The sequence below is a fragment of the Acaryochloris sp. 'Moss Beach' genome, assembly GCF_021497025.1.
Taxonomy (GTDB): domain Bacteria; phylum Cyanobacteriota; class Cyanobacteriia; order Thermosynechococcales; family Thermosynechococcaceae; genus Acaryochloris; species Acaryochloris marina_A.
In genome coordinates, this window is sequence record NZ_CP071724.1 from 75403 (window position 1) to 93257 (window position 17855).

A 17855-nucleotide genomic window follows, 5' to 3' on the forward strand; every position below is an offset into this window, starting at 1 on the left:
CCCTAATCGTCTTAGGTGTACAAACCCTAGTGTCTTTCCTGTATGGAGTTATAAAAAAGTGAAAAGGTATAGATGCTCTCTGAACTGATTTGAGATCTCTTGTGTTTTGAGAATGAGATCCTGATTTCTAGAGAGGTCTACGTAATTGTCAGGCGGTCATGTATTCGGTCTATGCAATTGTCGCCTATCATGAGGTACCAATGCTTCAGCCTGGGCAGTAACGCTGCTTCTTTACTAAATTCATAACACCAATCTTCAGATTTAAATGACTTTTATTAGTAGTAGAAAAAGACATCCAAATTGGGCTCTTCCCAGCTTTTGGTGATGCGATGAAAAATCTGTGAAACCATTGAAGCTAGAGTCTTTGCAATATTCTGGCCATGGAATTACTCCAAGCTTTATTACCTAGCCCCAACGGGCTCCAATTGAACGACTATGAAATGGATGTAGAACACCAGCATTTGGAATTGAGTGTTATGTCCACCCAAACGGTGGCTCCATGCCCCTTGTGCGGTAGCGTGGCTCATCGAGTGCACAGTCGATATCAACGAACCCTTGCCGACTTACCCTGCTTGCACTTCAGCTTAAGCTTGCTCGTGCTAGTCTGCAAATTCTTTTGTCCGAATTCAGAGTGTCGCCGTCGTATTTTTTACCGAACGCATTCCAGAGGTGGCGGCACCTTGGGCCAGGAAAACCGTACGCCAGGTTCAGCATCTCCAGGAGATTGGGTTAGCCTTAGGCGGTGCTGCTGGTTCTCGTCTAGGCAAGTGTCTGGGCTATTTTAGCTGTGGCAGTACACTACTCAACCACTTAGAGCGCCTTCCCCTCCCTGAGTTCGAGGTTCCAAAAGTGTTAGGGGTAGACGACTTTGCGTTCCGAAAAGGCCATAATTACGGCACAATTTTAGTCAACTTAGAGACTCATCAACCTATTGCCCTGCTAGCAGATCGCAAAGCAGACACATTGGTCGATTGGCTACGAGAGCATCCAGGTATAGAAGTATTATCCCGTGACCGTTCCAAGACCTACAAAAGTGCCATGGATAAGGCTGCGCCAGACGCCAGACAAGTTGCAGATCGCTTTCATCTAGTCAAAAATTTGAGTGAAGCGCTTGAGCTTTCATTGGAAAACTACCATGCTGAGCTTAAAGCCGCTTCACGGGAGCAATACCCAGTCACTAGCTCAAATCTAGGGCATACTGCAACGGTTGTTGTAATTCCTCAATCGACTGCCACTGCAACCTTTCAAGAACGGGCACAGGCAAACCATCAAATTCGGGTACAACAGCAGCAAGAAATTAAAGCTCTCCGCGAACAACAATGGTCGACTGCAGCTATTGCAGACAAAGTCGGAGTGAGTGAATGTACTGTTCGCAAATATGGTACCCGACCTGATTTTCCAGAAACTTATAACCGACGTCCGACCTTGGGTAGGAGCCTACTCGACCCCTACAAACAGGAGGTTGTGGCTTGGTGGAATTCTGGAATAACGAACTCCAAAGTCTTGATGGTATTGCTCCGACAGAATGGCTATGAAGGCTCCCAACGCACTCTCCAGCGTTACCTTCGTGGGTTCCGCGAAGCTCAGAGCCTTCCTTCATATCGTGCTCCAGTGACAAAGTCCTTACCCACTGTCATTGATCCTCAAGCTCCTCCTTTTACACCTCGTCAAGCAGCCTATCTAATTGTGCTCAAAGAAGAGAATCGAGAACCCGAAAATAAAGAGTTGTTGGAATACCTGGTCAAACAACACCCGGACTTAGCAACCCTTGTTGATTTAGCTCATACGTTCCTTGAGTTGCTCAGACAACGACAGGCCGATGCTTTTGATTGTTGGTTGATGAAGGCATTGACCTGTCCAATTCAACCGTTGAAAAAAGTTTGCTGCGGGTCTCATGGATGACTATGCTGCAGTCAAAGCCAGCATGATGATGGAGGTCAGTAATGGTCCGGTGGAGGGACTCAACAACAAACTAAAAAATGCTTAAGCGTCAGATGTTTGGCAGGGCAGGATTAACACTACTCGCCAAGCGACTAATTATGGCTTCATGAGAAAGAAGCAAATCTCTTTCTGAGTAAGGGTTTAAACCGAATCACCAAAAGCTGGGAAGAACCCCAAATTGTATGGCCTAGCCTAGTAAAATGAGCACTAATACCAGTTTCTGAGCACTGAAATAGTGTGCTCTTAGTAATTTATGCCTTATGATCGGGCAGCCCTTAACTCATTATTTTATGGAGCCTCTACCCCCCAGAATCAATAATTGATTATGTCAATGAGCTTGTATTTCGACATACAGGGGGGTACTTAACTGATATACAAACTCATATTCTCAAGGAATCTCTAGAAAATAAGAAATATAGTGAAATATCAGGCTATGAACTGCAATACATCAAGAATGCAGGATCAAAGCTCTGGAAGCTACTGTCCTCAGTTTTAGATATAAAGCTGACCAAAAACAACTTTCAGGCAGCCTTGATCCGACATTGGAAGAATCATTCTGTTGGACACCAAGATTGGGGCGATGCCCCCCAGCTTGCCCGTTTTCTTTGGTCGGACCCAAGAACTTAAAACTTTAGAACAGTGGATTATTACTGATCGTTGTCAAGTCGTTGCCATTCTTGGAATGGCTGGCATAGGTAAAACTCAGCTTTCATTAAAACTGGGTCAGGGAGATAGCAATATTCCCCAACTTCCAATTAAGTTTGGAAAAGGGGGGATTGGAAAAACAGACCTTTCTCTCAAACTAGCTCAAGGAATACAGCAACAATTTGAACATGTTATTTGGCGGCGATTACTCAATTCTCCACCCCTTTCACAAGTTCTTAAAGACTGTCTACTGTTTTTTTTCCCTTCACGATGATATTGATATTCCTTCAACTGAAGAACAGCAAATTTCTAGACTTTTGCACTATTTTCAGAATAAGCGTTGTTTATTGATCCTTGACAACTGGGAAACAATCCTAAAAACAGGAGATGAAGTTGAAGGCTACCAGGAGGGCTACGAGGGCTACAGTAAATTATTGGAAAGTGTAGGGGAGGTCCCCCATCAAAGTTGTTTATTATTGACAAGTCGAGAAACCCCCAAACATTTAGAACGGTTAGAAGGTCAAAATAAACCTGTTCGTTTTTATCGGCTAGGTGGTCTTAACACTAATGAAGGCAAGGCTGTCTTTCATCAAATTGCAAATTTCCAGGGTCCAGAAAAGACTTGGAATAACTTGATCCACTACTACAACGGAAATCCACTCGCACTTGAATTAGCCGCACATCATATTCATAACGTTTTCGATGGAGATATATCTAAATTTTTGGGCTTTCAGCAGCCGCTATTTTATGAGATTAAAGAGCTACTAGATTGGCATTTTCAGCGACTCACAGAATTAGAAAAAAGAACTTGTTTATTTTCTAGCCATAAACCGAGAGCCATTAACTATTTTTGATTTACGTCAAGATCTAGTCTCTCCTACCTCAAAAGATGCTGTCCAGGAAAGTTTGAATTCACTACGCCATAAACTACCTCTGGAGTCAGTTGGCAATCAACAACATTTCACCCTACACCCAGTCCTATTGGAATATATAAATGCTCGTTTGGTTAAGGGGATACGTCATGAAATCGTCACGGGCAAAGTTGAATATCTTAATCGTTATTATTTACTGAAAGCACAGTCTCCTGACTACATAAAAGATAGTCAGTCTTTTCTTCTGCTGAAACCCATTGTGGATAGGTTACATGAAGATTTACATGGTATTAGACAAATCGAACAACAATTCAAGTTAATAATCTCTGATTGGCAGGAACGTTGTTCCCGCAGGCCAGGTTATCTGGCCGGAAATATCCTAAATCTTCTTTGTTATTTGAATATTGATCTCAGTGGTTATGATTTTTCAAACATGATGGTGTGGCAAGCAGATCTGCAAGGTCAGGTACTTCATCAACTTCATTTAGCCTACGCAGATCTCAGCAACTCAATTTTTACTAAAGCGTTTGGGGGGTATCCATGCGGTTGCTTTTAGTAACAATAACAATATTCTTGCCGTCGGTGATTCTCACGGAAAATTGAGACTAATGAGTGTTATTGATAGCCAAACCCTTGCTGTCTCTGATCAAGCTCATCAATGGTTCGTAACTTCAATAGGCTTCAATTCCAATAGCACTAGACTAGTTAGCAGTGCAATGGATGCCAATGTTTTACTTTGGGAAATTTCGGAGTCAAAATTAGTCTGCTTGCGGACTTTAAAAGGTCATACAGATTGGGTCTGGCACGTCACCTTTAGCCCAGACGATCATCTGATTGCAACTGCAAGTGATGATTGCTCTATCAGGCTTTGGGATGCTGAGACAGGAGAGTGTCTGCGAGTATTCACGGGTCATCAAGGATGGGTGGTATGTGTCGCTTTTCACCCTCATCTGCCTATTTTAGCCAGTGGTAGTGTCGATGACACAGTGCGTTTTTGGGATATTTCTTCAGAAAAGTGCTTAAACGTTCTAGAGGCTCAGCAAAGTGGTACTTGGCACATAGCATATAGCTTGGATGGCAATATTCTAATAACAGGAGGCTGGGATTCGACTATCAAAATCTGGAATATAAAGAAAAAATAATTGCTTGAATATTTTAGAAGGACATCAAAATCCCATTAAATCTCTAATTCTTAGCTCTGATGGCAAACTGTTGGTCAGTGGAGCAGGTATTACACAGGCTCATTGCAAGCCAACTATCAAAATCTGGGATGTTGCCACTGGTACTTGTATTCAAACTTGTCAGGGACATCAAAGTGGTATTCGTTCGATGACCCTAAGTCCTGATCAAAAAACGATTGCTAGTGGGGATATCGGCCAAGTAGTAAAATTTTGGGATGTAAAAAACAGGCCAATGTCGCAGAACGCTTAGTGGGCATACTGCTTGGATCTGGTCGCTTGATTTTAGCCCTGATGGTCAGCTCTTAGCCAGTGGTGGTTTAGATCATCAGGTTCGACTATGGGATACTCACACTGGAATCTGTATTCAGAATTTATCTGGGCACAGTGCTTGGGTCTGGACGGTGGCTTTCAACGCCCAAGGACAGTATTTAGCTAGCAGTGGTGATGACCAAACTATTCGACTTTGGAGCTATTCAGGGGACCATACAGTAACTTGCACAAAGATCTTTAATTCACCAGGTACCCTAGTAGGTGGTATTTGGGGGATGGCCTTTAGTCCTGACGGGCGTATCATAGCTACTGCTGGTCAATCTTCAGAGATCAGATTATGGGAAGTAGCAACCGGTCAATTCATTCGAAAGATAGGTGATCATACTCCCTACTGGATTTGGTCGCTTGATTTCAGTCCTGATGGTCAACTCTTAGCAAGTGGTAGTGATGATCACACTATAAAAATTTGGGATGTTCAGAGTGGTCAACTAAAGACAACCTTACTTGGACATACTCGCAAAATTCGAGTAGTGAAATTCAGTCCAGATGGTAAGTCCATTGTTACAGGCGGAGAAGATACTATTGTTCGAATTTGGGATATCAATACAGGTCATTGTTTACATCAGCTATCAGGACATCAAGGTTGGATTTGGGATGTTGTGATGAGTAAAGATACACAACTGCTTGCGAGTGGTAGTAGTGATGGCTCAATCAGACTATGGCGTTATGATACTGGTACTTACATAAGAACAATTAAGGCACAGAACGATTACGTAACAGCTTTAGCTTTTCATCCTGATCATAAGATATTAGCCAGTGGCAGTATGGACGGCTCAATAAAAGTATGGGAAGTTCAAAGTGGAAATCACTTAACTACATTGAATACCCCTCGTCCATACGAGGGTATGGATATTACAGGAGTTTCTGGCTTAACTAATTCACAACAATCTATTTTGATAACTTTAGGAGCTATTTCACATTAATTTTCCAGTTTTTTCCAATACCGAACTCAATCAAATGCGCAGGTGGTATGTCAGAAATCTACGCTGAGCACGACATTAAATTGGTCACTGGGGGTGACTTTTAACCCAGGAATAAAAGCAGGTTCCATAACAATCCATCACCCCCAAACCCTACTCACCCGTTCCCGGTCCAACCACATCCCGGGCGCTTTTGAAGGATGTAGGAGGGGTACTCTTCAAGAAAAAGGGACGAGATAATGATCCCGACCCCATTCAAAAAAGCACCATGACTTTACCCCAATTAGAGGCTCTATATCCAGAACATGCAGACTGGTCATCCTACTGCCAGCAATTGCACCAAGCCAGTAATCTGTCTGCGATGGTTCTCATTGCTCTGCAATTAGGACTCCTGTTTGCCCGCCTGACCTTAGAGAAAGCACTCAATACTCGTGCGCAATTTCCCACGATTTGGCCAGATTGTTCAGTCTGTGGACGACATATTCGCTCCAAAGGATTTCGGTCTCGCCAGATGAAGACGCTGGTGGGTCAGATCGCCTGAAAGCGAAGAGTCGGGCGTTGCCCCCAATCAAACCTGTAAGGTGAGTCTCAGTGTGCCCTTAGATCAAGCGTTGGGTATTGCTCCTTATCAATCGAGTAGTGAAGAACTGATACGTTTGGGATGCTTGATGAGTATTGTCATGCCCTATGAACTATCGAGTTGGATGCTGCATCAATGTACCGGAATAGCGGTGAGTGCGAGTACCTTGTGGTCTTGGGTTGCGCATTATGGACAACAGTCTCAATCCCGATTAAAACAACAACTAGAGCAGTTCCTCCGAGGAGTATGTCTGTCACCAGACACCTTGGAGGAGATGACCGCCATGCTCCGTCTTGCTATTGCTGCTGATGGGGTGATGGTGCCTTTTCGACCGAAGCCTAAAACCGCTAAAGGTAAAACTCGATGGCGGGAAGTGAAGGTCGGTCTATTTGCTCGCTTAGGACAGCATCTAACCCGGTCTGGAAAACAAGTGACTCGATTATGTCATCGTCGATTAGTAGCTGTTTTGGGGGATATTGATACCTTTATTCCTCTCATGCAGATGGAGGCTCAACGACAATCCATTGACACTGCTCCCCAAGTCATTTGGTTGAGTGATGGCGGACGGGGATTCTGGCGGGTCTACCGTCAGTGCTTTGCCCATTGTGCGATGGGTATTCTCGATTTCTATCATGCCGCTGGACATCTGTGGCGAGCGACTGCAGCCTTATTCGATTGTCGGTCCCCTGAGGCTAAAAATTGGTTCAAGAACTGGCGGTCTCTACTCAGACATGGGCAACATCACGCTGTACTTAAATCCTTGACTGCCCTGGTCACTACAGATATTCCGCAGGGCAAAGATTTAGAGACACTTATCCAGGTGCACACTTATTTCCAAACCCATCATCGACATATCCGCTATCAGGATTTTGGGCACTGCTCTCTTAAGGAGTGATAAACCCGCGAAACCCCTTGCCAGTAGAGTGTTCTAGCTATTTTAAGCGAAAACTTCTAGAAGTCTTTCTAGATTTAGGTTTGATATCCCTATCACTCCTTAACAAAACAGTGCCGGATTTTGAGAAGGACCAATGTCCACTTGGCAGTGGCATGATTGAGAGTGCTTGCAAGTGGCTGATTCAACAGCGCTTTAAGGGAGTGGGGATGCGATGGAGTGAGGATGGATTCAATCATCTCCTTCACCTGAGATTGGATTGGGTGAATCAACACTTTGATACCGAGACTGATCAGAGTTTTGTGTAAGCGGTCTAGAATCCAAACACACCAGGAGACCGCATCATGTCTAGAAAGAAACAAGTACCCAATCGAGTTGATGAGCTATTGGATGAACTCATTGGAGAGAATCCACAGCCAGAGGATATTCTGGGCGAATCAGGACTGCTCAAACAACTCAGCAAACGCCTAGTGGAACGAGCCTTGGCAGGTGAATTGACTCATCACCTGCATCAATCCTCCGTCGATGAGCGTTCTCATGGCCCTAGAAACAGTCGCAATGGTTACTCGAAAAAGACCGTCCAGACTGAACAAGGAGAGATGGACCTATCGATTCCTCGCGACCGTTGCAGTGAGTTTGAGCCTGTCCTCGTGCCCAAAGGCCAGCGACGTATCGCGGGACTCGACGAGAAAATCATCGCCTTATATGCTCGTGGCATGACCACTCGTGATATTCGAGTCTCAATTGGTGGAGCTGTATGGGGCCAATATCTCTGAGGGTCTGATTAGTGACGTCACCAATAGTGTCATGGAGGAGGTTAAAGACTGGCGCTCAAGACCATTGGATGAGGTGTATCCGATTGTCTATCTCGATGCCCTGTATGTGAACATCAAAGTCAATGGCCAAGTCAGCAAGCGAGCCGTCTATGTCGCGCTAGCGGTAACTGTGGAGGGAAACAAAGAGCTGTTGGGATTATGGATAGGGGCTGCCGAGCGGGAGGGAGCAAAATTCTGGCTTTCAGTGCTCACAGACCTTAAAAACCGAGGCGCTCAGGATATCTTGATTGCTTGCTGTGATGGTCTCAAAGGCTTTCCCCAGGCGATTGAATCGGTCTATCCCGATACTCAAGTTCAAGTTTGTATCGTTCATCTCATTCGCAATAGTTTGCGCCATGTGCCTTGGAAGGAAAGTCGAGCCGTAGCTGCAGACCTCAAGCCCATTTATCAAGCGGCCACTTTGGAGGAATCTGAGGCTGCCTTGGATGCGTTTGCCAACAAATGGGACCAGACGTATCCTGGCATCAGCCAAATCTGGATACGGCATTGGGATAATATTGCTCCGTTGTTTAAGTACCCAATGGCCATCCGAAAGGTTATCTACACCACTAATGCCATTGAGTCGCTCAATCGCTCACTGCGAAAGGTGATTAAGACCAAAGCTGTCTTCCCGAATGAAGAGTCTGTCTACAAATTGATGTTTCTGGCGATGAGGAATATCTCGAAGAGATGGACCAGACCGATTTTGAATTGGAAGGCGGCGCTGTCCCATTTTGCTATTCTGTTCCCAACACGATTCAACTATTGAATACGTTACGGCTTACACAAAAAATCTAAACACTCTCTGATACCTTATTCCCCCATGTCCCAACGAGGTAAATTCAGGTCTCCCACGACTGCCGAAAGCGCCCCCCACATCCCGATCATCTCCTCAATCCGCTCAATAGTCTCCCCTGGCCGCAACCCAATTACTTGCAAAACATCGAACGTGTCCTCTAATTCTAAGGCACACTCAAAGCAGAACTCAGGTGTTTCAAACGAAATCCTGATGAATGGTAGACCGCTGCCCTCGACGGTGATCCAATATTTCCCTGAACTGCTTTGGGAAACGGTCAGATACTCTAGCTGGCCCTTTTGCTTGGTCTGCTGAACCAAGTTCCTTTGACGCTTCTCCAGTGCATGGAATTTGGACTCAAATTCTCTGGATACTCTGGGGGGTCGGACCCTTCCTGGTGTTTGCCGAGCTGAATACCCTCGCTGCGTTCTCCGAGTATCGGTGGGTTCACTGCGGTCGTATTTGGGAGTGGGTTCAGTGTTGCGATCATCGTCCTCAAGCTGTGGAGCAACCTTGCGATTCACTGGTAGATCATCTTTCCGGTCGATGGTTGGGAATGATGCCTTGTCTGGGTATTCAGGGTTTGTCGAGGGTGTCAGCGTGGTTTGGGCTGGTGGTTTGGGCTTCAGTGAGATGAGTTGGGGTGGCATTGCAGATATCCTCTACTAAGGCAAAGCCAGTGTAGCCTTCAGGGATATACTCTGGGGGGATTTCTGGGGAAAGCTTAATTTGGATTGACTAACTCAAGCAACCTCCCCGCAGCCTCTGTCTTCGCGTCTTTCTTTGATGGCCCTTCGCCATTCCCTTGTAGGCCCATCGTTTGGACAGCACAAGCAAAACCTTCCGGTATCTCGGAAAACTCATACCTGGGCAATGATATTTGCTGCCGCTGGCACAACTCCTGTAGCTCCCCAATCGGATTCTCTACCACATCACTAGACAAGTTCACGGGTTCCACTGGGTCTTCCTCCTGGTCTTCAGCTATTTCCTGGTCTAGATGTAGGACTCTTACCTGCTGTTCCGCTCTGCGAATGGCTCGGCTTCTGGCGCTATCGAGGAGTTTGATCAGGGCGTCTTCTGGATCTTCATTGGGGTAAAGGTAAGCGAGGAATCCGAGAGTGCGATTCGTTCCTACACGAAAGGCTAAAAAGCTAATAAGGTAGGGCTTCTGAGAGATAACCCCTTCTGGGTTGAGTTCGCACTTTAATCTCTCTCAGATGATAACTTGATGTACTTGTAGGTGATGCCTATGAATCTAAGAAACAGAAGCTAGTCCTACCCACCCGGTATAAGGTGTGAAAGCATAACCCCCATCTCAACGGTTTAGTGCCAATGGGATGAAGCGGGGATAAATGTCGGTATCTGGAAGCCTAATCTGGAAACCCGGCTAGCACGTGTGCATGAGTAAAGCTCAATGAGCCTGAATGTATGACTGAACCATCGTGATCCTCAACCAGTGAAAAGGCTGAAATGATTATCCAGCAATGCTTGACAATCACAACACTGGAAACAAAAGTTACTGATTTCTCGAACCTTCTCATGCTTGGAAAGAAGGTTTTATACCCATAACGAAATCCGGTGGAAAGTACAACTCTAAACACACAAACAAAGAACATCAGGAACGAAGTAACCTGACCAGTTTTTCACTCTAGAAGGTCGAATATCTAGAGCAGGTACTAAACCGAATGGACTGGCAGGAGGGATGGTCTAAGAAGCCAATGCCTGGGGTAATGCCCAGGATACGCAGACGTAGACCCGATAGTACGGAATGAAGAGCCTTTAGTCAGAGTAAAGACGATGACACACTCAATTATGGGTAGTGATGAATGGACAGACATCAACTGGAAACAAGTCCAGAAGAATGTCTATCGACTCCAAACCAGAATCTTCAAAGCCAAACATCGTGGTGATACTAAGCAGGTTCACAGACTCCAGAAACTATTGATGAAGTCCAGGTCTGCCAAGCTTCTAGCAGTCAGGCGGGTCACACAGGATAATCAAGGCAAGAAAACAGCAGGAGTGGATGGGGTAAAATCCCTGACACCGGAAGAACGGCTTGACCTCGTGAATAACCTGTACCTAACCGGAAAATCTAAACCGACGCGACGGGTGATGATCCCAAAACCCGGAACGACGGAGGAAAGACCGTTAGGAATCCCTTGCATGATGGAAAGGGCAAGGCAAATGCTAGTGAAACTAGCACTTGAAGCCGAATGGGAAGCGGTTTTTGAAACCAACACCCACGGCTTTAGAACTGGACGGGGTGCTCATGATGCAATCGAGATAATTTTCAACGGTATCAAGTCCAAAGAAAAATATGTTTTGGACGCTGATATTTCGAAATGTTTCGACAGGATAAACCAGAAAAAGCTATTGACTAAGCTGAACACCTTTCCCAGCTTAAACAGGCAAATTAAAGCCTGGTTGAAGTCGGGAGTGGTACTAGATGGCCAACTCTTTCCAACCAATGAAGGGGTACCCCAAGGGGGGACGATTTCCCCATTATTAGCTTTAGTAGCCCTTTATGGATTGGAAACAGCGATTAGAGAATGCATACATCCGAGTAAGACGGCACAACAGGAATTATGTGTCTGTTTTTATGCCGATGACTTCGTCATTCTCCATAAATCGCTAGATGTCATTTTACGGTGTAAATCAGTAGTGGAAGCCTGGTTAAAGGAGATGTCTCTAGAATTGAAACCTAGCAAAACCTGTATTTCCCATACACTTATTCCGTATGAAGGAAAGGTTGGATTCGATTTTCTCGGCTTCAATATCCGTCAGTATCCGGTTGGGAAACACCAATCTGGTAAAAGCCCACACGGTAAAAAACTAGGTTTCAAAACAATCATCAAGCCCAGCAAAAAGAAGGTAGCCCTGCATATTCAGAAACTTAGAGATACCATCGATGCTTATAAAACAGCGTCCCAAGCGGCACTGATTAACAAGCTCAACCCGATAGTTAGGGGATGGTGTAACTACTACTCACGGGTATGCAGTAAACAAACCTTCGCAAGTTGTGACAAAGTTCTGTTTTCACAACTAAGAGCATGGGCAAGGTACAGAACCGGAAAATTTAATCCCAAAACCCTGCTCAAATACTGGCATTACATTGAGGATAGGCTTACTTTCTCAACGCAGAAAGGAATGAAATTAATCTCTCATTCTTCTATCCCAATCGTGCGCCATATAAAAGTAAAGGGGAACAGGAGCTTCTTTGATGGGGATGTACTGTACTGGAGTACAAGAAGAGGCAAACACCCTGAATTACCTAACCAAGTAGCCTTACTACTTAAAAGGTACAAAGGGAAATGCCCAGCATGTGGACTACTGTTTATGGAAGGCGATTTAGTTGAGGTTGACCACAAAATTCCGAAATTGGATGGTGGGACAGATAGATTCGACAATCTGCAACCGCTTCATCGCCATTGCCACGATGTAAAAACCGCCCGTGATAACGCTAACCGTAAGGCTTTGGTACAGGAAACTGAATTAGAGTCAATCGAAAGCGTCATCAAAATATAGGGCAAATGGTACTGATGACAACAGCCGTATTGTTGAGGAGCGGTGTGAGTTCGAAAGTCTCATGCACCGTTCTGAATGGGAGGGTGACAGGGTGACCTGTCACTCGACCCTAACTGATCGGGGGGTTAGGTGGATCGTCAGATTTGCGGTTTGCTTGGGGGAAAGGCATAAGAAGGAATAATGTTCGTGACAAGAAATGAGGACTGAAAAATTTCCTGGGTCTTTGAAAGGGTGTACAAGATTGACAGTCTATATTTTCCAACCCACATAATAGAGATATTGTAAAGGTGTAACTCCTGGCAGTCAGGATAATTGGGGATCAGTTAGCATCAGCAGTGAGACACAAGTATCGGTTTCACATTTGTTTTCAAGATTGCAAGGTTTATTCCAATTCAATTTTCAAGCCAATATACCGATATCCAAATCTCTAAACTTTACTAATTTTGGATATTAATTTATGTCGATTTACGTCGGTAACCTCTCTTATGACGTTACAGAGCAAGACCTAAATACCACTTTTGCTGAATATGGAACCGTAAAAAGTGCCCAGCTTCCCACTGACCGTGAAACAGGGCGTAAGCGTGGATTTGGTTTTGTCGAAATGGGTGATGAAGCTGAAGAAGCCAAAGCTATTGACGAACTTGACGGTGCTGAATGGATGGGACGTACTCTCAAAGTGAATAAGGCAAAGCCCCGTGAAAATAGAGGTGGTGGTGGTAACCGCTGGTAGAGCTAATTTGAATTAATGGAAGCTGATCTCATAGCTCATTTATTATTTGAGCTATGGGACTGCATAATTAGGAATCTCCTCACCCCCCAAACCCTCGCCACCCGCTCTCTCTCCAACCACACCCCGATCATCTCCTCAATCCGCTCCATCGTCTCCGTTGGCCGCAGCTCAATCACCTGAATAATCTCAAAGTTCTCCTCAAACACAACAGTGCATTCGTGACCTTAGCGGATGACAACGAAGCTACAAAGCCTGTTTTATAAGGGATAGAGCAGAGAACCCTCTCTGAAAATAGAGGCGTTTATGGGGTTTAAGCGCTATCAGACTTTGCACCCAATCAGCCCACAATTCCATGCCATAAATCCATCGTTGCCCATATAATCCAAGACTAAATTCACTCTGCCGTTGAGTCTTATCTTGGTGCTCTTTAATCGCGTAAATATCCACTCCTAATTTTTTCATCCATTGCCCATGCAGCGTAGCCAAGGTATAAGCCATGGCAATCAACAAAACTAAGGCCAGAAATCGGGTGTCATTCACTTTCGTATCTTCTAAGTTATAACCTCCTGTCTTACAATCCTTGAAAAGTTTTTCAATTCCCCAGCGACAAGAATAAATGTCCACACGACTTGGCAAACTTCTTTATTTTTATAGAGGGATAATTAGGTCTAGGCTGGCATTATTACCTCCACAACTTGCTCGACAGATTGGCCTTGTTCAAAGAGTGATTGACAAAACTGTACGAGCGGATGCAAAACCTCACGAGTCAATCCGTAGAGCTTCTGGCCAATGCTTGGCGTTTTACTTGCAAAGCTAAATTTTTCAGATGTTCCCCCAGCGACAGGCGCATCCTGGAGCAACGACTGCGCCAGACAACTTAAAGCGATGTGGCGTTTGACCGCATCCTCGTTGCGTAGCTGAGCCGATTCCAGGCCACAGATGCCTTTGGTAAACTCATGAAAAACTTCACAGGGCCAGCGATAGCTCCAGGTGATGGCAATGCGCGAGACATCCCAGTGCAGCGCGTCAGTCACTAAAAAGCGAGGGGTATCATTCAAATCCTCCGTTTCATGAACAATGACAATCCGTTTGCGTCCGATTTTTTTGAGGCGTACGACTTTGCTAAAGGCCCAAATCTCCTTCACTTCGCCATTGCGTTGATGAATGCGGTAGTGCCGAAACGACTGGCCAGAGGTGCTACGAAGTTGTTGAGCCACTGCGTCAATGCGAGTCCATTGGTTGAACCAAAGCACGGAGAGTGTTTAGATTTTTGTGTAAGCCGTAACGTATTCAATAGTTGAATCGTGTTGGAAACAGAATAGCAAAATGGGACAGTGGAGAGTGTTTAGATTTTTGTGTAAGCCGTAACGTATTCAATAGTTGAATCGTGTTGGGAACAGAATAGCAAAATGGGACAGCGCCGCCTTCCAATTCAAAATCGGTCTGGTCCATCTCTTCGAGATATTCCTCATCGCCAGAAACATCAATTTGTAGACAGACTCTTCATTCGGGAAGACAGCTTTGGTCTTAATCACCTTTCGCAGTGAGCGATTGAGCGACTCAATGGCATTAGTGGTGTAGATAACCTTTCGGATGGCCATTGGGTACTTAAACAACGGAGCAATATTATCCCAATGCCGTATCCAGATTTGGCTGATGCCAGGATACGTCTGGTCCCATTTGTTGGCAAACGCATCCAAGGCAGCCTCAGATTCCTCCAAAGTGGCCGCTTGATAAATGGGCTTGAGGTCTGCAGCTACGGCTCGACTTTCCTTCCAAGGCACATGGCGCAAACTATTGCGAATGAGATGAACGATACAAACTTGAACTTGAGTATCGGGATAGACCGATTCAATCGCCTGGGGAAAGCCTTTGAGACCATCACAGCAAGCAATCAAGATATCCTGAGCGCCTCGGTTTTTAAGGTCTGTGAGCACTGAAAGCCAGAATTTTGCTCCCTCCCGCTCGGCAGCCCCTATCCATAATCCCAACAGCTCTTTGTTTCCCTCCACAGTTACCGCTAGCGCGACATAGACGGCTCGCTTGCTGACTTGGCCATTGACTTTGATGTTCACATACAGGGCATCGAGATAGACAATCGGATACACCTCATCCAATGGTCTTGAGCGCCAGTCTTTAACCTCCTCCATGACACTATTGGTGACGTCACTAATCAGACCCTCAGAGATATTGGCCCCATACAGCTCCACCAATTGAGAACCGAATATCACGAGTGGTCATGCCACGAGCATATAAGGCGATGATTTTCTCGTCGAGTCCCGCGATACGTCGCTGGCCTTTGGGCACGAGGACAGGCTCAAACTCACTGCAACGGTCGCGAGGAATCGATAGGTCCATCTCTCCTTGTTCAGTCTGGACGGTCTTTTTCGAGTAACCATTGCGACTGTTTCTAGGGCCATGAGAACGCTCATCGACGGAGGATTGATGCAGGTGATGAGTCAATTCACCTGCCAAGGCTCGTTCCACTAGGCGTTTGCTGAGTTGTTTGAGCAGTCCTGATTCGCCCAGAATATCCTCTGGCTGTGGATTCTCTCCAATGAGTTCATCCAATAGCTCATCAACTCGATTGGGTACTTGTTTCTTTCTAGACATGATGCGGTCTCCTGGTGTGTTTGGATTCTAGACCGCTTACACAAAACTCTGATCAGTCTCCCAAAGGGGGAAGTAGAAAATACACTCGATGAATTCAAAACGCACCTCAATGGTCGTAAAACCCCTATTCGCTCCAAGAATCCTCGGGAAGTGGTTCAAGAAGTATATGGGTGGTTATTGGCACATTGGGCTGTCCGTTGCTTGATGTTCCAAGCGGCGGAACACGGTGAGATTTCTCCTTTGAATATAGGCTTCACTGGAACCCTCAAAGTTCTACGCAGAGCAGTTCCTACTTTTCAAGCCACACCACCTAAAGAACTCCCTTTTTTCTCAGTTGGTTAGCTCATGAGATCCTAGACCAGACCATCCCGCCTCGACAGGGAAGAAGTAACCCCAGGGTCGTCAAAAAACCAAGGTCGAAGTTCCCCTCAAGGAAACCAGCACATAGGGGCAGTGGAAGCAATTTAGAGAGATTAGCTTTTGCTATACCCAACACGGCTTAGAAGCTATCCGGACTGTATTGAGGCCCAAGCCAGTTAAGACAACTATCCCCGAATCCACTTTCCACACTATTGAGCCATTTAGTGAGGGTGATCAGCTTTCCCTCGATCTGCCTGCACCTGAAGCAAATAGAGAACCTGCCATAAGACGAGTTGACGCTTCACGACTAGGTGGAAGGATCGGCAAAGCCATTCAACAGATTTTCAATCAAACACAGGAGGAATTTATTAATGAACCTGGAGAACTAACTCATGCTCAGAAACACATTTTGGTTTTTCGTCGGCGTAGCAATCACAGGACTGCTGATGTCGCGAGGCATCGACTTACCCCAGAGAATCAGCGATGCCATCAACTGGAGAGAACTCAAGACGGTTGGCGAGGATATCTGGGATTCAGCCCAGTAATTCTCTAGACCTTATCGGAAATAACGTGGACACCTCGCAGAAGTGCTTTTTACTGTGACGTTTGTGATTAAGCAGTTCCAAATTGCCCGGTAGTTTTCCCACGACGGTGAGTCAACCGGAAATTATGAAGCCCACAAGCCGTTTCCATCACGTCATCAACATAATGGTCAACCCAATTTCTAAATTTCTGAACCACTATCTGACAGCGTTTAATCCCCCCAATTTGATGCTCTACCTCAACTCGGACCTTTGAAACTTGTCGATTTTCCTCTTTCTGTGGATCGGTCAATTCTGCTTTTTGAGGTTTCTTCTTTGGTTGCTTGATGCTCACCCCCACTGGGGCAAATCCTTGGAACCCAGTATCTTGCCAAAGCTGACTCCCTTCTGGGAACTGATACCCTTCCTCATCAGCAATCTTCTTATCATGCTTTTTGCCTTCATAGGTGTCACTCAAAAACAACACCTTGCCTCCCCGTTCGCTGATGATATTGTTTTTGACCGTATGGGCTTTTTTCTTGCCACTGTAATAGGTCTTGCAGTCCTTCTTATCCTTCGGTCGATTAATTGGGTGTTCTGTCCCATCAATCATGAACTCTAAGCTCGGGCAAACGTCGAGTACTGCTTTTAGGTTCGCTGGTTCTCTCTCTGGCAGTTGCTTCTCATGGCCTAATGCTTGATTGAGCACACCACTGAGTCGATGGATCCATTCATTTGCTTGAGCTTGACTCATCCCAAATAGAAATCCTTGGACTTCTTGGGTTGGATATAGACGAAAATACACCAAAATGAATAGCAGCTTATCTTCAAGGCTTCTCAGGTGAGCTGTCCTGCCACCCCCGTAAGCTCGTTTGCGTCCTTCGCGCTGAAACGTTTCTTGAACAAACGCTTCCCAGGCTGCCTTAAAGCTGACCATGAGCGCTGCAAACTCGTGAACATTGATGCTAGTCAAGCTTTGTAAAACCCGAGGTTTATCCTGAAGCTCTTCAAAGCTCATTTTCATACTTATACTTCAGCACTGAATGACGGTACTCAATTCTAAATGCTTAATTCCGATAAGGTTTACTGTATGCTTTTGCTGCCATTAGCGCTTGTATCTCAGTCTATTAGAAG

18 protein-coding genes and 5 pseudogenes are annotated in these 17855 nt (G+C 45.4%); 16 read left to right on the forward strand and 7 right to left on the reverse strand.

What is annotated here, in order from left to right:
• The first annotated feature begins 380 nt into the window (after window positions 1–380).
• The 12 genes and pseudogenes from HRE53_RS33495 (at window position 381) to HRE53_RS33550 (ending at window position 8945) form a co-directional block, all read left to right on the forward strand.
• Window positions 381–785 carry a transposase family protein gene (locus tag HRE53_RS33495; RefSeq protein WP_235107816.1) on the forward strand — a complete coding sequence of 135 codons (405 nt, stop codon included), beginning with the start codon at window positions 381–383 and terminating at the stop codon, window positions 783–785.
• Window positions 670–1902: an ISL3 family transposase gene (locus HRE53_RS33500; protein ID WP_235108141.1), complete on the forward strand. Its 1233-nt coding sequence runs from the start codon at window positions 670–672 to the stop codon at window positions 1900–1902. Before HRE53_RS33495 ends, HRE53_RS33500 begins: the two co-directional genes overlap by 116 nt.
• A 598-nt stretch (window positions 1903–2500) precedes the next feature.
• Window positions 2501–2860 (forward strand): hypothetical protein, encoded by a 360-nt coding sequence (locus tag HRE53_RS33505; RefSeq protein WP_235112902.1) that lies wholly within the window; start codon window positions 2501–2503, stop codon window positions 2858–2860.
• A gap of 43 nt (window positions 2861–2903) precedes the next feature.
• Window positions 2904–3440, forward strand: coding sequence for a hypothetical protein (locus HRE53_RS33510; protein ID WP_235112903.1), 537 nt, complete (start codon window positions 2904–2906; stop codon window positions 3438–3440).
• Window positions 3441–3492: 52 nt separating this feature from the next.
• Window positions 3493–4014: a hypothetical protein gene (locus HRE53_RS33515; RefSeq protein WP_235112904.1), complete on the forward strand. Its 522-nt coding sequence runs from the start codon at window positions 3493–3495 to the stop codon at window positions 4012–4014.
• The gene (locus tag HRE53_RS33520; RefSeq protein ID WP_235112905.1) at window positions 3986–4600 is read left to right on the forward strand and encodes a WD40 repeat domain-containing protein; all 615 of its coding nucleotides are present in this window, start codon (window positions 3986–3988) and stop codon (window positions 4598–4600) included. The genes HRE53_RS33515 and HRE53_RS33520 overlap by 29 nt, the downstream gene beginning before the upstream one ends.
• A gap of 4 nt (window positions 4601–4604) precedes the next feature.
• A complete protein-coding gene (locus tag HRE53_RS33525; protein WP_235112906.1) occupies window positions 4605–4889 on the forward strand; it encodes a WD40 repeat domain-containing protein in 285 nt (94 codons plus the stop codon).
• A 16-nt stretch (window positions 4890–4905) separates the two neighbouring features.
• Complete coding sequence (locus HRE53_RS33530; protein ID WP_396133536.1) at window positions 4906–5892, forward strand: WD40 repeat domain-containing protein; 987 nt, start codon at window positions 4906–4908, stop codon at window positions 5890–5892.
• Between the two features lie 265 nt (window positions 5893–6157).
• Window positions 6158–6430, forward strand: coding sequence for a hypothetical protein (locus HRE53_RS33535; protein ID WP_235112908.1), 273 nt, complete (start codon window positions 6158–6160; stop codon window positions 6428–6430).
• Window positions 6431–6482: 52 nt separating this feature from the next.
• On the forward strand, window positions 6483–7364 hold the full coding sequence (locus HRE53_RS33540; RefSeq protein WP_235112911.1) for a hypothetical protein: 882 nt from the start codon (window positions 6483–6485) through the stop codon (window positions 7362–7364).
• Between the two features lie 17 nt (window positions 7365–7381).
• Window positions 7382–7669, forward strand: coding sequence for a hypothetical protein (locus HRE53_RS33545; RefSeq protein WP_235112987.1), 288 nt, complete (start codon window positions 7382–7384; stop codon window positions 7667–7669).
• 36 nt (window positions 7670–7705) lie between these two features.
• A pseudogene (locus tag HRE53_RS33550) lies at window positions 7706–8945 on the forward strand (IS256 family transposase).
• 44 nt (window positions 8946–8989) lie between these two features.
• On the opposite strand, the gene HRE53_RS33555 reads toward HRE53_RS33550, so the two are convergent.
• A complete protein-coding gene (locus tag HRE53_RS33555; protein ID WP_235112912.1) occupies window positions 8990–9622 on the reverse strand; it encodes a hypothetical protein in 633 nt (210 codons plus the stop codon).
• A 74-nt stretch (window positions 9623–9696) separates the two neighbouring features.
• Window positions 9697–9930 carry a double-stranded RNA binding motif domain-containing protein gene (locus HRE53_RS35090; protein ID WP_315876989.1) on the reverse strand — a complete coding sequence of 78 codons (234 nt, stop codon included), beginning with the start codon at window positions 9928–9930 and terminating at the stop codon, window positions 9697–9699.
• Window positions 9931–10769: 839 nt separating this feature from the next.
• Between HRE53_RS35090 and HRE53_RS33565 the strand changes: the two genes are divergently transcribed.
• Both HRE53_RS33565 and HRE53_RS33570 read left to right on the forward strand, forming a co-directional pair.
• Window positions 10770–12497: a reverse transcriptase domain-containing protein gene (locus tag HRE53_RS33565; protein WP_235112913.1), complete on the forward strand. Its 1728-nt coding sequence runs from the start codon at window positions 10770–10772 to the stop codon at window positions 12495–12497.
• Between the two features lie 457 nt (window positions 12498–12954).
• Window positions 12955–13227 (forward strand): RNA-binding protein, encoded by a 273-nt coding sequence (locus tag HRE53_RS33570; protein ID WP_235112914.1) that lies wholly within the window; start codon window positions 12955–12957, stop codon window positions 13225–13227.
• Between the two features lie 35 nt (window positions 13228–13262).
• On the opposite strand, the pseudogene HRE53_RS33575 reads toward HRE53_RS33570, so the two are convergent.
• The 4 genes and pseudogenes from HRE53_RS33575 to HRE53_RS33590 form a co-directional block, all read right to left on the reverse strand.
• Window positions 13263–13445, reverse strand: a pseudogene (locus tag HRE53_RS33575) (hypothetical protein); the annotation flags it as partial.
• Window positions 13446–13470: 25 nt separating this feature from the next.
• Window positions 13471–13842: pseudogene (locus HRE53_RS33580) on the reverse strand (IS4 family transposase); the annotation flags it as partial.
• Window positions 13843–13895: 53 nt separating this feature from the next.
• Window positions 13896–14480: a hypothetical protein gene (locus HRE53_RS33585; RefSeq protein WP_235112916.1), complete on the reverse strand. Its 585-nt coding sequence runs from the start codon at window positions 14478–14480 to the stop codon at window positions 13896–13898.
• 120 nt (window positions 14481–14600) lie between these two features.
• Window positions 14601–15840, reverse strand: a pseudogene (locus tag HRE53_RS33590) (IS256 family transposase).
• Between the two features lie 69 nt (window positions 15841–15909).
• On the opposite strand from HRE53_RS33590, the pseudogene HRE53_RS33595 reads away from it, so the two are divergent.
• Both HRE53_RS33595 and HRE53_RS33600 read left to right on the forward strand, forming a co-directional pair.
• Window positions 15910–16182, forward strand: a pseudogene (locus HRE53_RS33595) (IS4 family transposase); the annotation flags it as partial.
• Window positions 16183–16592: 410 nt separating this feature from the next.
• Window positions 16593–16745, forward strand: coding sequence for a hypothetical protein (locus HRE53_RS33600; RefSeq protein WP_235112917.1), 153 nt, complete (start codon window positions 16593–16595; stop codon window positions 16743–16745).
• A 67-nt stretch (window positions 16746–16812) separates the two neighbouring features.
• Here HRE53_RS33600 and HRE53_RS33605 read toward each other — a convergent pair whose 3' ends face one another.
• A complete protein-coding gene (locus HRE53_RS33605) occupies window positions 16813–17745 on the reverse strand; it encodes a transposase family protein (protein WP_396133410.1) in 933 nt (310 codons plus the stop codon).
• Window positions 17746–17855: the final 110 nt, after the last annotated feature.

Coding starts and splice junctions, on each gene's coding strand:
- HRE53_RS33565 (WP_235112913.1), top strand. CDS start 10,770: ATGACACACTCAATTATGGGTAGTGATGAATGGACAGACATCAACTGG.
- HRE53_RS33570 (WP_235112914.1), top strand. CDS start 12,955: ATGTCGATTTACGTCGGTAACCTCTCTTATGACGTTACAGAGCAAGAC.
- HRE53_RS33495 (WP_235107816.1), top strand. CDS start 381: ATGGAATTACTCCAAGCTTTATTACCTAGCCCCAACGGGCTCCAATTG.
- HRE53_RS33555 (WP_235112912.1), bottom strand. CDS start 9,622: ATGCCACCCCAACTCATCTCACTGAAGCCCAAACCACCAGCCCAAACC.
- HRE53_RS33535 (WP_235112908.1), top strand. CDS start 6,158: ATGACTTTACCCCAATTAGAGGCTCTATATCCAGAACATGCAGACTGG.
- HRE53_RS33605 (WP_396133410.1), bottom strand. CDS start 17,745: ATGAAAATGAGCTTTGAAGAGCTTCAGGATAAACCTCGGGTTTTACAA.
- HRE53_RS33600 (WP_235112917.1), top strand. CDS start 16,593: ATGCTCAGAAACACATTTTGGTTTTTCGTCGGCGTAGCAATCACAGGA.